The sequence below is a fragment of the Chitinophagaceae bacterium genome, from assembly GCA_016713085.1.
Classification (GTDB): Bacteria; Bacteroidota; Bacteroidia; order Chitinophagales; family Chitinophagaceae; genus Lacibacter.
Map to the genome: position 1 here is coordinate 1,654,816 of JADJPV010000001.1, position 23,243 is coordinate 1,678,058.

Below are 23,243 nucleotides of genomic sequence, written 5' to 3' on the forward strand. Positions count from 1 at the left end.
TTGTCATTCTCCCGGATGATAACTTCTTTCTGCATGCTTCATCACATCCTCTTTATAAAACAGCACATCTTTAAACTGTCCTTTGGTATACATTTCTAATTGATCTTTGAAGTGGGGTGAATTTGGGTTGCCACTGTTACCACCTGCTAGCAATGATTTGGCTTTGATCTTTTTTCCAAACTCAACAGCACAGATAAAGCTGTTACCACTTACACCATAACGTTTAGCTGTTCCGGGAAAAATGCGGCTGTTATAAGAAGGAAGCATTCCCCATAAAGCCGATACAAAAGGAACAGGATAGCTGAGCTGGTTGTCATCATACTTCTGATTGAGATCATTGCTGACCCGTTGATAACGATTGATACTTCCCCATTCAATTTGCCAGCTGCCATAATTCTTTTGCAGGGTATTGATAACAGTCAGTAATGGTGTAAGTAATTGTTCGGCTGTTGCTGTTGCAGCAAAACGTTTGGTTGTAGAAACCTGGTCGTCTTCTCCTTCTTCAATATAAATTTTCCGGATAGATGCATTGAGCAGCTGTGCCCATTCAACAGCTAAGGTTGTTGCAACAGAATTTGAAGCAGCATTATTATCCCAGCTTTTTAAAACCTCAATGGGCTCTTTCAGTTGGAGGTATAATGAATCTGCAGGCTGTACATTTTTTTCAAATGCGTTGATCAAAGATGGAATCAATACTTCAAAAGCTGTTAAGTACCGGTCGTAACCGGCAGCAATTGTTTTATCAATGGTGAATTTTTTTTCCCTGCTTAAAACTCTTGCTGCATTAATACCACGAAAATTTTCACCATCAGGCGCCATGTACGACGGATAATTTGATTTCACGGGGCTGCTGCTTCCGCTAACAGTGTAGGGGGTGGAGTTACAATTCTGGATCCATCCTGTTGCAGGATTATATATATGCACGAGTTCATTCACAGAATGCAATCCCTTCCATTCAGTAGCTGCTGTTGTTCCATCAACAGCTTTGCCCCAGTTGAATTTCGGATCTCTCTTTGGAACAAAGTTGCCATGCCAGTAAGCGATGTTTCCTTTGTTATCTGCAAACACGGTATTATTAGATGTGTTGGCTTTTAAATCCATTACCTTTTTATAATCTTCCAGTCCTTTTGCTTTGGTACGTTGCCAGCTTTGTATTAGGCCATTCATAGTTCGGTTGCTTGACCGAACGCTGATATACTGATCATTCCGTTTTGCCATTACGGGACCATGGTGTGTAAAATAAGTAGTGAATGTTTTTGATTGCAGTTCGTTTTCATTGATAAAACGAATCGTAATCTTCTTTTCTTTTACTTTTCTTTTTTCATTGTTGTATTCATACACCAGGCCTGTTGATCCCTGACTGATCTTTTCTGTATACATATCTGCTACATCTACATTGCTGCTGGTATGCATCCAGCCACAGTATTCATTAAAACCCTGGTAAATAAAAAACTGTCCCCAGGTAACTGCACCGTAAACATTTAAACCTTCCTTACTTGCCATCTGTACCTCAGGGCGGAAATAAAATGTTACATGCGGGTTAATATAAAGAATAGCATGTCCGTTTTCTGTTCTGGACGGAGCAATCGCAAATCCGTTTGATCCTGTTGAGATTTCTTCAAATAGTTTTGGTGTAACAGAAGTTGTTGCATTTGTTTCGCCATAGAGATTTTTTACATCCATTTCTGAAATATCACCTGTACTGATGGCGCCAATACTTCCATCGGTCCATAACAACGGATACCAGGGTTTGAAACGGGTAAGCAGTAATGGTTTTACTTCGGGATGTTTATGGAGGTAATAATTAATGCCATCTGCATAAGCATTTAATAGTTTCTTTAACCATACCGGGGCTTTATTATAGTCTGCAACTGCTTCTGCACTGTCAATGATCAAACGTACATAGAGGTCGCTGAAGATTTCAGCTTTACCAAACACTTCAGCTTTGCGGCCAAGCTTTTCAATATAATTTATTTCCACCCGTTTGAAATCATCTTCACATTGTACATACAGTAAACCAAACACAGCATCTGCATCGGTTTTTCCATACACATGCGGAATGCCCCAGTTATCACGGACGATGCTGACATTTTTTGCCTGTTGCTGCCATCTGGAAATTTCGGTTTTGCTGAATGGCTGTGCAAAAAGCTGAAATGGTAATACAATAAAAGGAAGAATGAATTTTCTCATGCGTCAACGAATAAAGAAGTGATCTTTAAATGTACAGTAAAGCTTCTTTATTCAGAAAAAACGTGGAAGAACGGTATAATCAGTCTGTTTCAGGCATTTGAAAAGCTGTAGCCTGTGGGTGAGTCTTGTGTTTTTTTCTCAAATCCGGTTTCCAGTAAAAAAACCAACGGAGTGTATTTGCTCTTGTGTATTGATAGCCGCTTAACTTTTGCTGGTACACAAGCATGTATCCAAGATCAAATGAAAGTGAAGGAATGATTTGTTGTTTAATGCCTGTAAAAAAACGGTTCTGATCAAATGGATTGTAGATAATGTCTTTGCCCATTTGCAGCTGCAGCTCATCTGCAAAAACAAGTGAAGGAATGTATTTGTTTTTGCTTACAGGTACATTCATAGAAAACATATATCTGAACCTTGTGGTATAACGGTATGCGTCAGTCAGCTGATTATTTACAATTTTCTGAGACCATCTTTCTTCAATACGCAACCTGTTTAGCGTTGATATTTTTCCAATACTACCGCTTACCTGGAATTGCTGGTACACACGGTTTTCATTGGTGAACAATTCTGTTAACTGCGTTTTATTTGCCAGCCACATATGGCCTGCACCGGCAGCAACTGAAAAACTTTTATTTACATTGTATAAAGCTCCCAGCCTTACAAAATAAAAACTGTTGCTCGCCATAAAGTTTGTTCTGCGGATATGAACATCAGCAATTACACTCCATTTATTACTTACCTGTGCAGTTGTATTTACACTCCACCAAAAATGACTTTGCTGCTGAACCGATTTTGTCTGCTGTGCATTTGCTGACTGAACAAACAGGAGAACAAATAAAATAAATACGGCTGATTTCAATGCTGTTTAATTTGAATGAAGCTGCAAAGCTAACCTGTTCAGGTAAAAGGCATGGTGAGTTTGGTCACAGCTTTTGCTGATTATTATTTGAAAATGACGAAAGGAAGTAATCCCTTTTTGTCTGTAGAAAGGCTTCAGTCAGGCATTGGTTGCAAATAAGTGAATCATCTTTTTTTTTACTCCAGTTTTTTCATTTCAATTTTTTCCCCGTTTCCGATAAACCAGGATTTGGTCACTTTGCCTGTTTGATCTACTTCAAATTCAATAAAACGACCGGAATCATCTGCATAAAAAAACCTTGTTTTAGATTCAGGTTTCAGCTCAATATCATGAGCACCTTCCCGGTGACGGTATAGTTTGTTGTCTTTTTTTATTAATTCAATGGGCCCGGTTGCGATATACTTTCCAATATACTTGTCTAAAATTGCAGCATCAATTTTTACTTCTTTTGGTGTGTAGGGTATTTGAACAGGAAGATCAAACATGATTGAAGAGAGTGCTGTACCAAGAGCTGTAGAATTTGATCCGTTATTCGAAATAACTGCAACACAAAGATCATCAGCCGGGTAATAGGCGAGGTAAGAGGCGAAACCGGGAATGCCCCCGTTATGCGATACACGTTTATGTGTTTTCAAACTGTCAATACCAATACCGTAACCATAGTTATCCATAAAGGGCGTCATCATTTTTTGTGTACTTGCAGCTGAAAGCACCTGGTTATTATGAAGCGCTTTTGACCAGAGGTATAAATCTTCAACTGTTGATACCATGGCTCCTGCGCTGTAAGGTCCTTCCATTGAAATAAACATGGCCTGCTGCCAAACACCCTGTCTGTTTTTGTCGTAACCTTTTGCCCGAAAGACTAAAACAGAATCAAGACGATCCATACCTGTATTTTTTAAACCTGCTTTCTGAATAATGTTTTCTTCAAGATATGCAGTGAATTTTTTTCCTGAAACTTTTTCAACAATCACACCCAACAGAAAATAACCGGAGTTACTGTAGTTCCATTTTGTACCCGGTGCAAAATCAAGCGGTTTGTTTTTAAAAAGCGCAATCATTGAATCAGTTGAAAGGGGCAGGATGGCTTTGGGCCAGAAGTCAGGAAGATCAGTATAGTTTTTTATTCCTGATGTATGGTTAAGCAGCATATGTATGGTTATGCTGTCGCCTTTTGGATAATCAGGAATGTATTTGCTTAATTGATCATCAACACTCAATTTTCCCTGTTCTGCCAATAACAGAATACAGGCTGCTGTAAACTGTTTGGTAACAGAACCGATGCGGAACTTTGTATCTGCTGTATTGGGTATATTCCATTCCCGATCTGCCATTCCGAATGATTTTTTGTAGATGGCCTTTCCCTTTTGCATCACAAGGATAGTTCCATTGAATTCTTTTACTTTATATTCTGCCTGGGTATAATTATCTATCTCTTTTGAATAATTTTTTTGTGCAGTAATTGCAAGAGGCAGCAGGAGCAGGACGATTAGTTTTTTCATATTATAAAGTGTGTTTTAATGTAAGAGAAAAAGTTGCCATTTTTATTTTGTCAGAGTGCCGCTTCAATCATTGTATGCTTTCGTAATGGTTGCCATTTCCAGTACGTTAAACTGCGCCATATCCATTCAAGCGGTCCGATACGAAAGTAATATAACCATATATAACTGAAAAGAATATTGACTAACCATACACAGCCAACTACATAATACAGTTGATAACGCTGCAGTTCGTTGAACAGGTTAAATCCATGACCATGAAATAAAATACCGCAGGTGATATTTTGTAACAGGTAATTACTGAAAGCCATTTGCCCAACCTTTCCCCATGCATTGAACAGAAACCTGAACCAGCCAAGTTTGTAAAAAAACATGATTAATCCAAGATGACCGATGGTTAATCCAAAACGCCTGATTTCATAAGTAGCAAATGGAGTTTGTTCCAGCATTTTTATGATATCGAATTTTGTACTGACGGCCATGTGCAGTTTCCAGTAAGCAAGAGGGAAAGCAATTACATAACCCAATAGAGCGAGAATAAGATAAAACTGTTTACTCCGTTCGCCGGTAAGAATTTTCAGCTTGAAAAAAGCAATACCAATGAGCATAAAGATGATACAATCGAGAAAACCATTGTGATAAAAATCTGTTGTCTGCAGTATGAAGTTGATATCTGCATAATACGAGAACAGTGTTGCGTAAGAACCTTTTGTTTTTCGAAGTTCATTTACTGTTTCTTTTTGTTTGTTCTCTAACTTTTGCTTTTCCTGGAAGCCAGTCCATTTCTCCATCACTTCTTTCTGATCATCGTTGAGTTTTATTTTCGTCGTGTCAAGTTTCTGAATAATGGCTGCTTCCTTTTTCAACCTCAATGGTTCTTTATCCATCCAGGTTGATTTAACTGTGAACAGAACCAGCAGTATTGCAGCAACAAGGAAAAGATACTTCGGTTTCATGCTGCGGAAGGGAAACAGGAACAAACCACAGAGGGCATAAGAATATAAAATATCACCGGGCCACAGAATCAGGAATGCATCAATCAACCCAAAGAGCAGCATCCAGATCATACGGCGGTAATAAATTTCAGCAGCACTGTCAATATGCGCTTTATTGGAAAGTCTTGTTGTAAGTAATACCATACTGGCGCCAAACATGATGGAGAATAAACCACGCATGGATCCTTCAAAGAGTAAACTTACAATCCACCATGTATAATAATTCGGGCCGCTGTATTCATTCCTGATGTTTAAAGCAACAGCTGCTTCAAATGGCAATCCAAAAAAAGGAATATTCATCAGCAAGATGCCCAGCAATGCAAAGCCACGGGCTGAATCCAAAACATGAATGCGTTCATTGGGATCAATGGAACGCAGGGAAACTGTGCTCATAGCAGTGAAGAATTGGTTGGTTATTGAAAAAGCCGTTCTACAAGTAACGACTTGCAAAAGGTAGAAAGAAGAATCGAGCTTTGCAATACCGGAACATATTTCTTCTTCAGCAAATTTATCAATCAAGAACCTCGTAAATATTTACAGGGTTTGTTTTGTTTTTTAAAACAGCTTCTCCAACTTTCCGGCAACTGAACGATTGATTTACTTTTTCGTAAGATGCTTCGTTAATGATGATTTGACCCGGACCGGCAACAGATTGTAAACGCTGAGCGGTATTAACCGTGTCACCAATCACTGTATAATCCAAACGGCGCAGAGTGGCAGAACCAATATTGCCCGAAATCATTTCACCTGTATTAATACCAATGGATACTTTTGGAATAAAAGAAACTGTATCTGACAAAGATGGCAGCTTCTCAATTTGTGATCTTACTGCAAGGCACGCATCAATGGCTCTGTCTAAATGAAAATTTCCACGAAAGACAGCCATGATGGCATCACCGATAAACTTATCAATATAGCCGCCCTGCGCAATAATTTCTTTCACCATTACATCGAAATAACTGTTCAATAATTTTACAACTGTATCAGGGCTTTCATTTTCACTGATGGAAGTAAAACTGCAGATGTCGATAAATGCTACAGAAGCTTCAACAGTTTCATTCTGCATTAAAGATGTTTCAAATTCACGGCTGCCCATAAAACTCAGCACGTTCTCATCCACATACATTTTTAAAATATTATTCTCTTTAATGGCTTTGAGTGTTTCTCTCATCAGCTTTACATGCTGAATGGTTTTTTCCATCGTTTTTTCAAGATCATCAAAGTTTACCGGCTTGGTAACAAAATCAAAAGCGCCCCTGTTCATGGCAGTGCGTATATTATCCATATCACCATAAGCCGATACCATCACTGCTTTTACCATGGGAGAGGCTTCGCCGAGTTTTGTGAGTAAGGTCAGCCCATCCATCTCCGGCATATTGATATCGCTCAATACAATATCCACATCCGGGTGCTGCAGCATTTTAGCCAGTGCATCATTACCATTAATGGCAAACACAAATTCATAGTGCTGATCCCTGATCTTCTGCCTGAATTTCTGCCTTATGAGAACTTCGAGATCTGCTTCATCATCCGCTACCAAAATTTTTGTCATCAATTGATATTTTTGAGTTTTTCTTTTAATGCTGTGAAATCAACCGGCTTGGTTAAAAAATCATCAGCACCTAACTGGTTGGCAATTTTAAAATTCTCGGCATCACCATATGCTGTAATCATCATTACCACCGGTGGAGGCTTGTGATATTTTTGTTTGATATGCTCCAGTAATTCCAGCCCGCTCATTCCCGGCATATTAATGTCGGATAAAATAAGAACGGCTTCCTGTTCATGCTGGTTAAGATAGGCCAATGCATCTTCACCTGAAAAGGCAAAATCAAACATCATTTCGCCACTTTTTATTTCTTTCCTGAACCGTTGTTCAAAAAGCGTTTGAACATCTTTTTCATCATCAACAACTAAAATTTTCATCAGATAAGTGTAAAGTTTATAGTGGTAATGTAATAATAAATTCTGCGTATTCGCCTTCTTTCGTGTTTACTTTCAATTCGCCGTTATGCCCCTTGGAAATAATATCATAACTCATACTTAAACCAAGTCCTGTGCCTTCGCCGGTGGGTTTGGTGGTAAAGAAGGGCTGGAATATTTTATCAATTACTTTTTGCGGAATACCATTGCCATTATCCCTTACGGTAATTTTTACCCGGTTTCCTTCTTTACTGGTGCTGGCTGTAACAACCGGCTGATAGCTTTCTTCCAGCTCTTTTTTCTTCTGCATCACCGAATAAAATGCATTGGTAAACAGGTTGAGAAATACACGGCCTATTTCCTGTGAAACAATATTGACGGGACCAAGGCTGCCATCGAACGAAGTATCTGTTTTTGCATTAAACGATTTATCCTTTGCCCGCATGCCATGAAAACTTAAACGGAGACATTCGTCCAGCAAATTGTTGATATCAGTGGCTTCTTTCTGTCCGCTGCCGCTGCGGCTGTGCTGCAGCATCCCTTTTACAATTGAGTCGGCACGCTTGCCATGAAAAGTAATCTTTTCATTGTTCTGTTTAATATCTTCGGCAAGGCTGATGGCATCTTCCGTTTTACCAGCTTTCAATTCCTCTTTCATTTCATCGATTAGCTCAGTATTTACTTCACTGAAATTATTAACGAAGTTTAACGGGTTTTGAATTTCATGGGCAATACCGGCGGTAAGTTCTCCGAGCGAAGCCATTTTTTCTGACTGGATCAATTGTTTTTGTGTATTCTTTAATTCGCCTAGTGTTGTTTCTATTTCCTGCTTTTGTGATTGCAGTACTGTATTTGCTTTTTGTTTTTGTTTGTTGTTTCGGTATAAAACAACAGCCAGTATCAAAAACCCGGTTATGATACTGATAAGCCCGTACATTTTTATTTTGGTTTCATATTGCTGCTGTGCTTCTTTACTTTGCTGCTCTAACTGCTGGTGGCGCACTGACTCATTAAAACCAAGTGTTTGAAATTGTCTTACCTTATCTGAATTGTAAAGACTGTCTTTTATTGTAACAGAAAGGCGCAGGTATTTATATGCACTATCCATCTGGCCATTTGCTTTATATAATTCAGCAAGCAACGGACTGATCTCTGCAACATAGCTGTCATTATTTTCACCCCATGCCCTCACTTCTGCTTTATTCGTCTGAAAATAAGTTAAAGATTGCCTTGCGTAAATTAAGGCAGAATCTAAGCGACCTGTTTTCTGAAATAACCTGGCCATGCCTGCCTGTATATATGCGATGGACTGTGACGCCCTGTTTGCTGAAGCAATCGGTAATGTTTTGCGGTAATATGCAAATGCGGAATCAATACTTCCATTGGCGGAGTAGATATCAGCAAGAAGTTCGTTTCCAATGATAATATAGCCCGGCCAACTGTTAGCTATTTGAACCGCCTTCATTTTTCTGGCATAATATAAAGCAGAATCAGGTCTGTTAAGTTTATAATAAGCATCCGCTATAATGTTATTTGCGGTCCAGGAGGCCCATGGATATCCCTGTTGAGTTTTATCAATGTATTTTACAATGGAGTCTATACGTTTTCCATAGAGTAAAACATTACCATAATCTTTCATGGAAGAATAATCAACAGTGATACTCTTCATGGTTGCGATTAAAGCGAATTTATCTTTTTCTTTTTCTGCCAGTTTTAAATTTTCAAAACGTAACTCCAGTGATTTTGAAAAATTCCCCAATGAATGTAAAAGCGATGCAATGACTTCCTGCAGGCTCATTAATTGATAATTGAAACTGCTTTGGCTCTGTTGTTTACTTTGAACCGTTGCTTTCATTTTCTCCTGAATTCGTAATGCTTCCTGAGCATAAAAAAATGCTGAATCGGCATTATAAAATTCCGGGTAGAATGCATACATATTTGCCACTGCGGTCATGATACTTACCTTATTGCTGTCTGCCTGTTCTGATGTGAGAGCAATTTTTTTGTCGGTAATTACTTCATCACGCCAGCAAACCACAGAATCGGTAAACACGGTATCCCTGGTGATGGTTACAATACGATCGGGCACTTCCTCAGCGTTATATTGTTTCTCTACGGTAAGCCAGCTTCCCCGGTGAAATTTATAACGGAGTTCTCCTGCAGGTACAGTTAATACGATTGTTTTTTTATTTTTTTCCGTAAGGCTGCAGTAAATAATTCTTATTGGAGGTAGAGTCCCAGTTGCTGAACGTACCTGTTACATACATACTATCATGATGAATAGCTGTATTCTCCTTCAGGATGAACCGCACTTTGTATTGTGCCCGCACAGTTACAAATATACCCAGGCAAAAAAACAGGAACCATACTTTTTTCATGCAATAAAAATTACTGATATAAGATAGCAAACATTATTTAATAACTCTAAACAACTGCAAGCTGAATAATAAACTCACTCCCTTCTCCTTCTTTTGTTTCAACCTTTAGCTCACCACCATGTGCTTTTACAATATCATAACTCAAACTCAATCCCAACCCAGTACCCTGCCCGGTGGGCTTGGTGGTAAAGAAGGGTTGAAATATTTTATCTAATACTTTTTGCGGAATACCATTGCCATTGTCTTTTACCGAAATCAAAACTTTATCGCCTACTTTTTTTGTGTTAACAGAAACTATTGGTTCATAGTTTTCAACTCCTGATTTCTTCTTTTCGTCCACCACGTAAAAAGCGTTGGTAATTAAATTCAAAATCACTCTTCCAATATCCTGTGGTATGATGTTGATGTTACCAATGCTTTCATCAAACTCCGTTTTCATGGCAGCGTTGAACGATTTGTCTTTTGCCCGTAACCCATGATAAGCCAATCGTAAATATTCATCTGCCAGTGCATTAATATCAGTTGGTTCTTTATTACCACTGCCGCTGCTGCTGTGTTGCAACATTCCTTTTACAATACCATCGGCTCTTTTACCATGATGGTTTATTTTTTCTAAATTCTGAATCACATCATTCATAATTTCTTTTGCTTCTTCTGTATCACCTTTCTCTATAGCTTCTTTCATTTCATCCAGCAACTCTTTACTTACTTCGCTAAAGTTGTTGACAAAGTTTAACGGGTTTTGAATTTCATGGGCAATACCTGCGGTAAGTTCTCCAAGGCTGGCCATTTTTTCACTTTGTATCAATTGTTTTTGGGTAGACTGCAACTCTGTTAATGCCTCTTCTGCTTTTTGCTTGGCTTCTTTAATGGCTATTAAATCCTGCTCTGCCTGCAGGGCATGTGCTTCGGCTATTTTTAAATCATTGAATCGGGTAAAAGTCAAATTGAACACTGCTGCAAACCGTTCGAGCAATTGCAATGATTCTGCCGGTTGCTCATCGGGCGAAGCCATACCAATAAACCCTTTGCTGAAATAAGCAAGATGCTGTACTCTGCGAGTTTGCTCTAATCCTCCTTTAAAAGGAACATTCCTGCTTTGGAGGTAATGAAAATAGTTTTGCAATTCTTCCCCCTGCATATCAATCACTAAATGTTTCAATTGTTTTTTCCAGCCTTCATACATTTTTTTGAAGGTGCTGTTTTCCTCGAGATGCGCAGAGTAAGCATCTGTCAACTTACTGCCATCTTCATTTGTGATCCAGAAATCGGCTTCATCGCTTTCGGCATGGATGATGGTGATGTATAAACGATTGGGCTCTATACCCAGTGCAATTAATTGCTGAAACAATACCGATGCTGTTTCTGCCAGCTCATCACTTTTTTGCATGGCCAGTGTTCTGCTTCGAACCTTTTCCAGCGCCGTTTCTATTTGCGCCTCTCTTGCTTGTGCTTCAGCTTTTAGCAGGTCGAGATAACGACGATAGGTTTGACCAAACACATTTACAAAGCGGATAAAAATAGAAGCTGCATCTGTTGTAAATGTCTGTTGTGAGAATACATACAAGCAACCTTCTTTAAAAAAGAAATCGGTATGCACTATTTTTTCTTGTGATGAATAATAGTCTTTTCTGATTTTGTAGTTCGTCTGGTTGCGCATGGCTTCATAGTACTTCAGCTTATCTTCGCCTTCCAGAATGTATTGATAGGTTTCTTTTTTATCGAGCCAGTTTTGGTACACATTTTTAAGTAGTATATGTTGCTTCATATCCAAATGGCCAATGGTCAGTTCTGTTTTTCCTGTTGCTTTTTCTGCTGTCCATAATTCCATCATCTCATTGGGTTGCATAATGCCGATGCCACAACGGTCGTGAGCAGTAAGCACTCCGAGTGCTGAAAGTTCATCAAATAATGCAGCCACACTTTCGCCCACATCCTTGCTGTTGTGCATGGCCATAGTTTTGGAGCGAACTCTTTCCAATGCTGTTTCTATCAGAGCCTCTCTTGCCTGCGCCTCTGCTTTTTGTAAATCAAGAAAACGGGTATAGGTCTGCTCAAAAACTTTTGCAAAACGTTTGAAAACATCGTGCATTTCCGGGAAATGCTCATAAGTAATAAAGATGAGGTTGCCATAGGCAAAGTTGACAACATGATCGATTTGAAATGCGGGAAACTCAAAGCCGGCATCCAGCATACTTTGAAGTACATCCCCAACTCCGGGTAGTGAAAGCATATATTGGTAATGGCCCCTTTGCATTTCACCTTCTTTTTCATAAGTAAAAAGTTCATCGCCCCGCTTTCTTGATTCATCAAAACCCTGAAATACCGGATGTTCAGTAAGCGGTATTTTGCAGGGTGATTGAGTTATAATACCATCAGGTGTACCTGGATAAAAGATGAATTCTTTATCGCCGATTTCCCAGATATTAAATCCGCAATTCCATTGCGGTACACCCAGCGCTTTCACTTGTTGGAATAAGATGGTGGCAACATCCAGCAATTCATCACTACCCCTCATCGCCATCGTTCTTGAACGAACTCTTTCCAATGCCGCTTCAATTTGTGCTTCTCTTGCCTGTGCTTCTGCTTTTTGCAAATCGAGGAAACGGGTATAGGTCTGTTGAAACACTTTCGCAAAGCGTAACATAATATCCGTTTGCTCCACGGATAATTTTATTCCACCTACTATCAATATATACCCTTCTTTAAAATAGAAATTATGCAGGAATAATTTCGCTGGCGAAATGGCAATCAGCTGTGCTGCAGTTATTGGAAAATTGGTGCTTCGTTCTGCAATAAAAGTCTGGTGTTGGATGGTTTCCTCTTCATCCATTTCTACCATAAAAAAAGAATTGCCTTTCTTCCAGTTTTCAACCACCTGTTGCATATGAATGGTTTCATTATGCGGAATGATAACAGGCAGTGGCATGATTTTTTTTGTGAATGGATCAGGTGTGTAATTCAACCCGTTTTTTTCTTCCTTATCCATTAAAACATAACCGGCTGTTAAGCTATCGATACCGAGTTTTTGCATTTCTACAAAAATTATTTCACTGGCTTCAAGCAACTCTTTGCTTTTGTGCATGGCCATGCTTCTGCTCCTCACTCTTTCCAATGCTGCTTCTATCTTTGCTTCCCTTGCCTGTGCCTCTGCTTTTTGTAAGTCAAGAAAACGGGTATAGGTTTGTTGAAATACTTTTCCAAAACGCATCAGCGTAGTATTCTCCTCATCGGTATAAGGAATGCCTGAAAAATTTTCAATATACAGGCCAACATTTTCTAACAATACAGTTGATGCTGCAAGTCCGGGGCAGTTTAAATAAAATTCTTTTGATGTTTCCGGTAACCCTGGAACATATGATAAAATCTCATTGTAAAATTTATTCTTTTCTTCAAAATTCAAATGAGTGGCAAAGAAGTCTGTGTCTTTTTCTTTTGCTTCATTAAATTGATTTGCCCAAACAGAGTCAAAATAAGGATGCGTTATTTTAGAGGGAATGTCCTGTTCATCAGCAATCCAAAAATGCCAATCGCCTTTCGGTGTATAGTCAACAACAAAACCTGCGTGGTCGAGTTGAATATTTAAATGCCTGAGTTGCCGGTAAACAATTTTTATTACTTCCTGTAGCTCTTCACTTTTTTGCATACCCATGGAACGGCTTCGAACTCTTTCTAATGCAGTTTCTATCTGTGCTTCTCTTGCCTGTGCTTCTGCTTTTTGTAAGTCGAGGAAACGGGTATAGGTTTGGTCGAATACTTTTCCAAATCGTTTGAAGATGTCATGAGCATCGGGAACGGGCTCATAGGTGATAAACAACAGAAACCCTTTAGAGAAATAGGCATGATGCATGATCTGGAAAGTGGGCAATGGATGACCTGCTGCAATAATCGAATCTAAAATATCACCCATTAAAGGAAGCGTACGCATATACCCGTAGTGCTTCACCAATTGATCGCCGCCCATTTCCACTACATGAAATGTTTTTCCATCTTCCTGACCCTTTCGCATTTGAATAAATAATTCATCTTCTGTTGTGGGTGCTGTGAAAGCTGGTTGCAATACTCCTTCACTGCTCATCCATAAGGTAACGGCTGATTTGTCATCATTCCAGGTACAATAACCGGCACTCCATGCCGGCATGCCTAATGATTGCACTTGCTGAAATAAAATAGTAGCAGCATCAGGCAATTCGTTGCTGTGTTGCATGGCCATTGTTCTTGCACGTACTCTTTCCAATGCTAATTCTATTTGTGCTTCTTTTGCCTGTGCTTCTGCCTGCGCCACATCTGCATATCTGCGGTAAGCAAAATCAAAAACATTTCTGAAACGCTTTAATACATTTAGTTGTTCTTCTGTAATGGGACTAAATGTGGAAATACCAATCGCACCCACAGCAATAGAATAAAAATAATAGTATAATGCAGGTATATTGTTGAGACGGGGATCTTCATATTCACCACTATCACGCCGCCGTTGTTTCCAGCTTTCTAATTCGCTCCTGGTTACTACCAGTTCAGCAAATGCATCTTCTGAGTTCTTGATCGTTTTTTGAAATTGCTCAAATACAGGGTGGCTGCTGTAAGAAAGGTTAGCCTTATTGCCTCCTGTATCGTTTGAATAATCATAATCAATTAAGGAACTGCTTTCATCATCCCAAAAATTAATCAGTGTATTTCTTAATTCGGAGAAACCGAGTGATTGCAATTCTGTAAACATCACTTTACAGATTGCAAGAATATCATCCGGTTTTTTCATACCCATCGCTTCAGTCCGCACTCTCTCTAATGCCGTTTCAATTTCCAGTTCAATTGTGCGGCTTTTAACTGCTGCCTGCAGCCGGGCATTTTCCGCTTTCAATACGTCAAATGAAAACGCCTCTCCCTCCATTGCTTTCATGTCGGGGTAGGAGCCATGCTGATGTAAGGCAATCCATCCGGCATCTGTCTTTTCCAGTAAGGAAGACATTCGAAAAGGACCATAAAGAGCCCATTTTCCTTCGATTTTTACATAGAGATCAGTGAATTCGTTCACCATCATATATTCGCCATAGGGGATCAGTTCAACTTCACGGTTACGAATATCAACCGCCCCCAGCATTTGGTTCATAATGCTTTTGGTATAATCTATAATTTCCTGTTTGCTGTTCCATATCTCCTCTTTAGTACCGCCTATATTTCGATAATCATCACTTATAAAAGTAACCCATGTGTCAATATCACCATTGAGATAGGTGGTCCAATAGGTATCAAGCCATTGTGTCAATTCAATTTTTAGTGTTGGGGTTACTTCCATCAGTTATTTGTATTTGTTGGTAGTTGAATAGTAAACTCTATACCCATATTTCTTTATTCTCCATCAATCCTCTTTACTAAAGAAGACAATCTGTTATTTCTTCCTCAGTTGTTTTTCCAGGAACTCAAAAGTGGCCTGGTATGCATTCTTCCAGTTGCGATACAATAAAAAACTATGCACTTCATCAGGAAAAACCAACTGTTCAAAATATACATTTCGCTGACGAAGCAGTTCAACAATATGAACCGTTTCACTGAACGGCACATTGCGGTCATCATCACCATGAATAAATAACACAGGGCTCTTCCATCCGTTAATATAATTAACAGGGGATGATTCGTAACCCAATTTTCCTATCTGTGCATACTTTGTTGAATCATACCAGGGAGCAAAGGTTGGTTCCTCATCGTTCCAGTTATGTACGCCATGAATATCAACACCGGCAGCAAACAGGTCACTTCGTCTTGCTAATCCATGTGCTGTTAAGTAACCACCGTAACTGCCGCCCCATAAACCAACCACGCTTACGTCTTTCCTGTTTTTTAAATATTCACCTGCGCCAATTACATCATTTACTTCACTGGCACCACCCATACCATAGTTCAATGCTTCACGGAATTCCAAACCATAACCAATACCGCTGCGGTAGTTTAAAGAAATAACAATATAACCCTGCGATGCAAAATACTGATGCAGTGCATAGGCATTGCTGTAATACTGTCCGTAGTTAAAACCCAGTAACATTTGCCGGCGACTGCCACCATGCATAAAAATTACAGCAGGATATTTTTCACCTTCTTTATAGTTGCGTGGAAGAAATAACTGGGCAGGTGCTTCCATTCCATCTGTTGCTTTGATTGAAATCTGCTGCGGTGTAACAAGCTGGTTTGGAAATTCTTTGCCGAAAAAATCTTTTGCAATATCACTCACTGTTCCTTTATTATAAACAGCAGGCCATGCCGGTCTTGTTGCGGATGAACGAAGCATTGCAAAGCCTTTGGATGTTACCACGGGACTCCATTCAATATGGTCACCACCTGTGAGTAATTCGGCTTTTGCATCAGCAATGGATGTTTTCCAGATATGACGGCGATTGATATCGCCGATATTACAGGTATAATAAACTGTTTTTTTATCAGGCGATAGTGTAATATTCTCCACTTCACCATCACCGGGAGTTAACAGCTTTGTTATTTTCTTTTCAACATCCAATGCATACAGATGAACCCATCCATCTTTTTCCCACGGAAAGATGAGTTGATTATTGGCAGCCCATAATAATTTATTATCCGCAACCGGTAAATCATCAACATATACAGAACCTTTGCCTTCGTCAGCTTTCCAGATTTCTGTCACTCCACCTGTTTTTATATTCAGTAAACGGATACTCCAGGGATGAGATTCTCGGCGGGCAGTAAACGGAACATCGACCCTAATGTTTCCACGACGGACCCAGGCGATCCATTTTCCATCAACACTCCACACAGGATCACTGTCAACATCAGCCGAAGGATCAGGGAAAGAAATTTGTTTACTTACAGCATTATAAATACCAATAAAAGAATGATCGCCACGGCCACTTACAAAAACCAGTTTTGTTCCATCAGGGCTCCAGCGGAGTGAACTCTGGGCTCCTCTTGATTGAAACAGCTTTTGCGGTTTAATGTTTGTATCATTTAATGAAGCAGTCCAAACCTGCCCGCCAAAAAGGTAAGCAACTGTTTTTCCATCGGGTGAAATTTTCGGATAATAGCCGGGAGCAATTTTATGCAGATTGCTTCCATTTTTATTCACTGCAAAGATGATACGTTCTGTTGATGTTTGCAGCTGTGCCGGGTTCGCAGGTTCTCCCCGCCCATTTGTTCCATTACCTCTTACAAATACAAGTTGATCTCCATCAGGAGTAAACGAAAGACTGCCCATATCTATTCCATCATCGCCGGAATAATTCGTAATTTTCGTTGCGTTGCTGCCTGTTGCATTGGCAACAAATACATTACGGCTTCCTTTATAATTAAATACCCATGCAATATTTTTACCATCAGCAGTTGCTGTTAAATTAGTTGGAAAGGCCGGTGATAAAAAATTGTCAATGGTTTGTGCGTTGCAGTTGGTTGCAGCAATAACTAGTAACAGGAAAATTTTTCTCATGCAGTTGGTTTTTTAACACAGAGTAAAGGAGAAACAGAGTTACACAGAGAGGAATAAACCTCTGTGCTTCTCCAAATCTCAGCATCTCTGTGTTTATTTGTTTGAATTGGCTTTGAACACCCGTATAAAATTTCCACCTAAAATTTTACGAATATCTTTTTGCTGTATCCTCTTTCCAGCAATGCTTTTGTAACCAGCGGATAATCTTCCACACCGTTTAATTCAAGCGGGGAGCTTCAATGCCATCAAAATCACTGCACATACCAACATGATCAATGCCCACAAGTTTAACAATGTAATCGAGATGATTGAGAAGCAGAGATAATGGCGGACGTAAAGCATCCATTTCGCTTTTATATTTTTCTGATACCATCATCAAGGCATAATCTTTTTGTTTGCCTTCCTGAATGAGTTGGTTAATTTCAGTTTGATGCTGTTGTATAAACGAATTGCGTTTTAATTCGTAAGTACTGTCAATAAATCCTGCATAGAAATTTAAAAATACAACCCCACCGGTTTTAGCAATGGCTTTGATCTGATCATCTTTTAAATTGCGGCGATGCGGGCAAAGATTCCAAACGCAGCTATGCGATGCAATGATTGGTTTGGTTGAAACTTTTATAATGTCCCAAAATGATTGTTCGCCGAGGTGACTTACATCAACCATGATGCCCAATTCATTCATGCGTTTAATAACAGAGATCCCAAACTCAGTAAGACCGATTTTTCTGTTTGTGTCTGAAGCCCCTCCTTTGGAGGGATTTAGGGAGGCCTCATACGCTGCACTCGTAGCCCAATCAGTAGAATTATTCCAGGTAATGGTCATGTAGCGCATGCCTCTTTTATAAAGTACATCCAGTTTGTTTAAATCGTTTTCAATCATATGTCCACCTTCTACTCCCAGCATCGTTGCCATTTTTTTTTCTTTGATGGCTTTTTTCAGATCGGCAGGAGTATATACCATCATCATCTTCGATGGATTTCGCCGCACCCATTCATGTACACTGTCTATTTCCCTGTTGGCATAGTTATAAGGATCTTTTTGTTCTCCATCGCAGAAAACAGAAAACATCTGTACATCTAATCCTCCTTCAATCATCCTGTTAAGATCAGAATGAGTTTTTCCTTTTAAGTTACTGTCAAACACAACTTTTTTTTCAATAGCAGAAGAGGGAATGTCATTGTGCGTATCAACCAGAACAGATGCTGCATGAATTTTTTTATACTTCTGTGCAAAAAGGAAAGAAGGCAGCAGCAACAGAATAAGGATTCGTGTAAGCATGGCTGGAAAAGATTGTAAGTTTGCGGTAAGTTATAGAAAATGCTGCAGTTAATTCAAATAAAAGAAGACGGGATTTTGATGGATGAAATCAGAACGCTTTTTCAGGAATATGAAAAAGAACTGGATGAAAATTTATGCTTCCAGAGTTTTGAAGCAGAGTTAAAAGACCCGTTAAAAAAGTATGGATCGCCTAAAGGAGTTTTGTACATCGCAGAATGGAATGATGCAGTGGCAGGTTGTATTGCTTTGACAGATATTTCGACCCCTGCAAATAAAGGGACAGGTTCGCTCAATATGACAGCAGGGGCTTCGACTAAGCTCAGCACTGTTTGCGAAATGAAGCGATTGTATGTGCGTCCGCAATTCAGGAAACACAAAATTGGCAGAGCAATGGTTGAGCAACTGATGAAGGATGCTGAACAGCTTGGGTACAAAACGATGAAGCTTGATACGTTGCAAAAACTGCAACCGGCTATTATTTTATACAAACAGTATGGTTTTACTGAAACGACAGCTTACTATGAAAACCCATTGCCGGGAGTTGTGTACATGGAAAAAAGATTGGTGGCTGATTAAGTTGTACAACGATTGTTTAACTTGGTGAACTATGCCATTACTTTTATCCGATCTTAAACCCATCAGTCCACGTTTTAACAGTGAACTGCTCAATGAAATTGCTGAACATGCAGTGATTATGGAATTTCCTGAAGGAACAGAAATTCTGAAAGAAGGACAGTATATCAAACTTCTGCCCATAGTGTTGAAAGGACTTGTAAAAGTGTTTGCTCCATTTGAAGAAAAGGAATTACTCCTGTATTATATTGAACCGGGTGAAAGCTGCATTATGTCTTTTTCAGCATCGCTCAGCAATGCACCAAGCCGCATTTTTGCTATTACAGAAGAAGATTCAACTCTCTTGTTACTCCCTGTAGAAAAACTGAACAGCTGGATCAAACAGTATCCGCAGATCAATGATCTGTTTTACCAGCAGTACAATCTCCGTTATTCAGAAATGCTCGATACCATCAACTCCCTTCTCTTCAGCCGCATGGATCAGCGCCTGTACAATTACCTGGTTGAAAAAAGTAAACTGAAAGGCGAAAAAATTCTTTCCATCCGCCATAAACAAATTGCAGCAGAGCTGGGCACGGCACGTGAAGTAATAACCCGTGTTATTAAGCGGCTGGAGCAGGAAGGAAAGGTGAAACAGTTACAGGACGGTATTGAAATTTTTTAAGCTGGTGATCATAGTCACCAAATACCGGGAAACAGCGGCATAGATTTACATCATCAATCAATAAAGTCTCCATGAAACAAAAAATACAGAGGTTGCTCCTCGTTTGCTTTTTATGCGTGACGATTATTACCGGGTTGGTATGGGCCATAAAATATTTTACAAACTAAACAAACTTATTATGAAAAAGAACATGGGAACTGCTGATCGTATCATCAGACTTTTAGTAGCAGCTGTATTTGCTTATCTTTATTTCAGCGGCACTGTAGCCGGAACATTAGGATTGGTTCTGGTAATACTGGGTGGCGTATTTGCTGCAACAGCGTTAATCAGCTTCTGCCCGTTATATGCAATTGTAGGAGTAAATACCTGCGGAGTAAAGAAGCCATAATAGTAATTGGCGAAAACGAATTGAAGGCAACGCATTATTGCGTTGCCTTTTTAATTTTCTTTACTTCCTTTTTCACCCACAAACCACTGTTCTTTATTTTTAAACAACACGTTGAATGTGGTGAGTGAACCATAGCAGCGTGTAATGTATTGCTGAATATTTACCTTCTCTTCATCGCTGAGATTTTTGCTGCTGTTGATATTTTGTTCCAATACACGGAGCCTGTCACGCAGCATTACAATTTTGTGAAAGAAATCTTCCATCGGAATTTCTTTTGGCTTCAGCGATTTGTCTTTAGGTTGCAGCATCATGGTGCCACCTTCCCATTTTTCACCAAGTGGAACCACTTCGCTTACACCATTCCACAAACGCAGAACTTTCAGTAGAGATTTTTCCACTTCACTGGTTGTTTCAATTTCTGCGGTTACATTTTCAGGAATAATTTCATCGAGGGCTGTATCAGTCTTATCAGTTTCTTTGATACCGCTGTTGATAAAAGAAATCAGATAAGTTGCATAACGTACAGCAACAATTACACCCGGACCATGTTGTGTATGCTGCAATCTTGTACCAATACCGAGAGTTGTTTGTTCCATGATTAATATTTTAAGTTGGGATCTTTTTTCTTATAATGTCTTGCTGCCAGGCGCATCATGACCGGAATGAGCATGGGAGCATACCTTGCTACGATCGGATTCCAGAAGCATAACAGGAATGATAACAGAAAGGCAAATGGTACAACCAGGGTTCTGAAATTTCCATATCCTCTTCTTGCATTGCTGATGAGTTGATTGGAGATACCGCTTTTTGGACTGCTGATATAGCGCCAGAGAAGAAAGTTGAAAAAACCGGTAAGGCAGATATTAAACACATAAAATCCATAAGGGAAAAGCAGCTCTAAATGATTTGCATATTCGCCATACAGCCCTGAACTGAATGGCATCAGTGCAATGCTGAACAGAAAAAAAAGGTTGAGCCAGAGCAGCTTGTTTGTGTAGTTGTCAACAAATACAAATACCTTATGGTGAACTGTCCAGTATAAACCAATGATCAGAAAGCTGATGAGGAACCCGACAAAGCGGGGAATCAAATGTGCCATTCCTTTTCCGATAGCAGCATCTGAAATCAACTCCTTTTCAACTTCAGGAACTTTAATTTCAATAACAAGCAGTGTTATGGCGATTGCAAAAACCGCATCGCTGAAAAGAATCAAGCGTTCTATCTGGAATTCTTTTTTTAATTCATTGTGCAGCTGGATACTCATGTGCAGTTGGTTAAGTTTCAGTTACAAGATAAATGTTCCTGTTTAAAAAAATTATGCTTTTATTCTCAGCCAGAACGATCCGCCATGAGTTTCAACTTTCGGCAAAGCATTCCATAAAGGTTCAAGAATTTGTTTCAGGGTCCTGTCTTCGCTCATATAAAAAACAGGGGCAAGAATTTCAAATTTACCGGGGTTGAATAAGAGAGCAGTTGCCAGCATATACTGTTCTGCATAGAAACGGTTGCACATGTTTTGCGGATAGTCATAAGGAAGATAAATATCATGAATTTGTACGACCACTCCTTTTTTTAATCTTGGCAGCACTTCCATAAAAAACCATTGCACATCACTGTTGGCATGTAATAAATGGGAGCCGTCAAAAAATAACACATCGTTTTCCTCTAACTGTTCAAACAAAGATAGCGGGGCCTGCTGTAATGGAATATTCAACCAATGATCAGCAACATCCGTTATTTCTTTTCTTGGATGCGGATCGATACAGGTGATGGAATAAGAAAGCTGCTGTTCTGCTTTTGCTTTTGCAGCGAGTTTAGTGCTTGTACCACTGCCGATCTCCAGGTATTTTTTTGGTTTTACTGAAGACAGGATTGTATAAAGCATCACCATATCAAGACCGGGAAAGAATTGATTGTTCCATACAGGAGCTGTTGAAGCAGCTGATTCATTTGTCTGAATGCTGAGAAAAAATTCTTTCAACTGTAATGTCTGCTGAAGTAATTGCTGATAAGGATCTTTTCTTTCTTCTATCAACTTCAGCAACTGTTGATGTGGTGCAGCCTTTGAATATACCGGCGACGGGTAAATCTCATAATCAAGCAGGGCCAATTTGGCGGGACGGGAAAAAGCATTGTATATTTTCTTCAGCCACTGCATTGATTAACGAATTTAGAAGCAAAGTAAATCTTTCTCTTTAAAAAGGATTTATCTTGGCAGCCTGATTATTGAAAAGAAACCTGTACAATTTTTTATGACGCAGCTATTCAATGCCGGAATTTTACTGAACCTGAAGCGACTGATTAAAAAGCTGCCGATTGTTTTTACAAAAAATCAGCAGTACGATATTGAAACGAGGCAGATCATTCAGAAAGTTTGTAATGCAAACAGCAATACAATTGATGTGGGAACACATGAAGGAGCCATTCTTGATCTGCTGATACAGCAATCACCTAACGGCTTTCATTTTGGTTTTGAACCAATACCTGCTTTGCAAAAAAGATTAATGCAAAAGTATGCAGGCAATGAGCATATAAAATTATTTGAACTTGCTTTAACAGATTCTTCAGGTGAAACAGCTTTCAATTATGTGCTGAGTAATCCTTCTTACAGCGGAATAAAAAAAAGAAAATACGACCGAAGGAATGAAACAGATACAACCATTACTGTAAAAACAAATACGCTTGATGCAGTGATTCTTCCGCTCAATCAAACAATCAGCTTTATTAAGATTGATGTGGAAGGCGGAGAAATGGCTGTATTAAAAGGTGCAGAAGAATTAATTAAAAGAGACAGGCCTGTAATTGTATTTGAATGCGGTATTGGCGGAACAGATATGTACAATACAACACCTGCTCAACTGTTTGAATTCTTTATGCAGCTTGGGTATGGTATTTTTTTAATGAAAGATTTTCTGCAGGTAAAAACTCCATTTAGCAAACAGGCATTTGAAGAGCAGTATTATCAAAAGCTGAATTATTATTTTGTTGCTTCCCCACAACAGAAGAAGTAAGGTTATCTTTCCTTCCTGTCAAGAAACCGTTTTGCAG

At 39.3% G+C, this 23,243-nt stretch carries 18 protein-coding genes; 4 read left to right on the top strand and 14 right to left on the bottom strand.

Going from position 1 to position 23,243, the window contains the following annotated elements:
* Positions 1–3: 3 nt before the first annotated feature.
* From IPK31_08085 to IPK31_08135, 11 genes are all read right to left on the bottom strand, one after another.
* Positions 4–2,190 carry a penicillin acylase family protein gene (locus tag IPK31_08085; GenBank protein MBK8087894.1) on the bottom strand — a complete coding sequence of 729 codons (2,187 nt, stop codon included), beginning with the start codon at positions 2,188–2,190 and terminating at the stop codon, positions 4–6.
* A gap of 79 nt (positions 2,191–2,269) precedes the next feature.
* Positions 2,270–3,049 carry a DUF2490 domain-containing protein gene (locus tag IPK31_08090; protein MBK8087895.1) on the bottom strand — a complete coding sequence of 260 codons (780 nt, stop codon included), beginning with the start codon at positions 3,047–3,049 and terminating at the stop codon, positions 2,270–2,272.
* A 176-nt stretch (positions 3,050–3,225) separates the two neighbouring features.
* Entirely contained in the window at positions 3,226–4,551 is a 1,326-nt protein-coding gene (locus IPK31_08095) for a serine hydrolase (protein ID MBK8087896.1), read from the bottom strand.
* A gap of 50 nt (positions 4,552–4,601) precedes the next feature.
* On the bottom strand, positions 4,602–5,936 hold the full coding sequence (locus IPK31_08100; GenBank protein ID MBK8087897.1) for a DUF418 domain-containing protein: 1,335 nt from the start codon (positions 5,934–5,936) through the stop codon (positions 4,602–4,604).
* 118 nt (positions 5,937–6,054) lie between these two features.
* Positions 6,055–7,095, bottom strand: a complete 1,041-nt coding sequence (locus tag IPK31_08105; protein MBK8087898.1) for a response regulator — start codon at positions 7,093–7,095, stop codon at positions 6,055–6,057.
* Positions 7,095–7,469 (bottom strand): response regulator, encoded by a 375-nt coding sequence (locus tag IPK31_08110; protein ID MBK8087899.1) that lies wholly within the window; start codon positions 7,467–7,469, stop codon positions 7,095–7,097. Before IPK31_08110 ends, IPK31_08105 begins: the two co-directional genes overlap by 1 nt.
* Before the next feature lie 16 nt (positions 7,470–7,485).
* On the bottom strand, positions 7,486–9,555 hold the full coding sequence (locus IPK31_08115; GenBank protein MBK8087900.1) for a hypothetical protein: 2,070 nt from the start codon (positions 9,553–9,555) through the stop codon (positions 7,486–7,488).
* Between the two features lie 97 nt (positions 9,556–9,652).
* Complete coding sequence (locus tag IPK31_08120) at positions 9,653–9,844, bottom strand: hypothetical protein (protein MBK8087901.1); 192 nt, start codon at positions 9,842–9,844, stop codon at positions 9,653–9,655.
* Between the two features lie 46 nt (positions 9,845–9,890).
* Positions 9,891–15,137: a nuclear transport factor 2 family protein gene (locus tag IPK31_08125; protein MBK8087902.1), complete on the bottom strand. Its 5,247-nt coding sequence runs from the start codon at positions 15,135–15,137 to the stop codon at positions 9,891–9,893.
* A gap of 93 nt (positions 15,138–15,230) precedes the next feature.
* Positions 15,231–17,288, bottom strand: a complete 2,058-nt coding sequence (locus IPK31_08130; GenBank protein ID MBK8087903.1) for a S9 family peptidase — start codon at positions 17,286–17,288, stop codon at positions 15,231–15,233.
* Positions 17,289–17,505: 217 nt separating this feature from the next.
* Positions 17,506–18,570 (bottom strand): dipeptidase, encoded by a 1,065-nt coding sequence (locus IPK31_08135; GenBank protein ID MBK8087904.1) that lies wholly within the window; start codon positions 18,568–18,570, stop codon positions 17,506–17,508.
* Positions 18,571–18,609: 39 nt separating this feature from the next.
* Here IPK31_08135 and IPK31_08140 point away from each other — a divergent pair, with 39 nt between their 5' ends.
* The 3 genes from IPK31_08140 to IPK31_08150 all read left to right on the top strand — a co-directional run bounded on the left by IPK31_08140 (position 18,610) and on the right by IPK31_08150 (position 20,195).
* Entirely contained in the window at positions 18,610–19,146 is a 537-nt protein-coding gene (locus IPK31_08140; protein ID MBK8087905.1) for a GNAT family N-acetyltransferase, read from the top strand.
* Between the two features lie 31 nt (positions 19,147–19,177).
* The gene (locus IPK31_08145) at positions 19,178–19,807 is read left to right on the top strand and encodes a Crp/Fnr family transcriptional regulator (protein MBK8087906.1); all 630 of its coding nucleotides are present in this window, start codon (positions 19,178–19,180) and stop codon (positions 19,805–19,807) included.
* A gap of 178 nt (positions 19,808–19,985) precedes the next feature.
* The gene (locus IPK31_08150; GenBank protein ID MBK8087907.1) at positions 19,986–20,195 is read left to right on the top strand and encodes a DUF2892 domain-containing protein; all 210 of its coding nucleotides are present in this window, start codon (positions 19,986–19,988) and stop codon (positions 20,193–20,195) included.
* 50 nt (positions 20,196–20,245) lie between these two features.
* On the opposite strand, the gene IPK31_08155 is transcribed toward IPK31_08150, so the two are convergent.
* Genes IPK31_08155 through IPK31_08165 form a run of 3 tightly spaced genes read right to left on the bottom strand, consistent with a single transcriptional unit; the run spans position 20,246 to position 22,353 of the window.
* A complete protein-coding gene (locus tag IPK31_08155; protein MBK8087908.1) occupies positions 20,246–20,791 on the bottom strand; it encodes a hypothetical protein in 546 nt (181 codons plus the stop codon).
* Between the two features lie 2 nt (positions 20,792–20,793).
* Positions 20,794–21,459, bottom strand: coding sequence for a DUF1211 domain-containing protein (locus tag IPK31_08160; GenBank protein MBK8087909.1), 666 nt, complete (start codon positions 21,457–21,459; stop codon positions 20,794–20,796).
* A gap of 51 nt (positions 21,460–21,510) precedes the next feature.
* The gene (locus tag IPK31_08165) at positions 21,511–22,353 is read right to left on the bottom strand and encodes a class I SAM-dependent methyltransferase (protein MBK8087910.1); all 843 of its coding nucleotides are present in this window, start codon (positions 22,351–22,353) and stop codon (positions 21,511–21,513) included.
* Between the two features lie 94 nt (positions 22,354–22,447).
* Between IPK31_08165 and IPK31_08170 the strand changes: the two genes are divergently transcribed.
* Positions 22,448–23,206, top strand: a complete 759-nt coding sequence (locus IPK31_08170; protein ID MBK8087911.1) for an FkbM family methyltransferase — start codon at positions 22,448–22,450, stop codon at positions 23,204–23,206.
* The last annotated feature ends 37 nt before the right edge of the window (positions 23,207–23,243 follow it).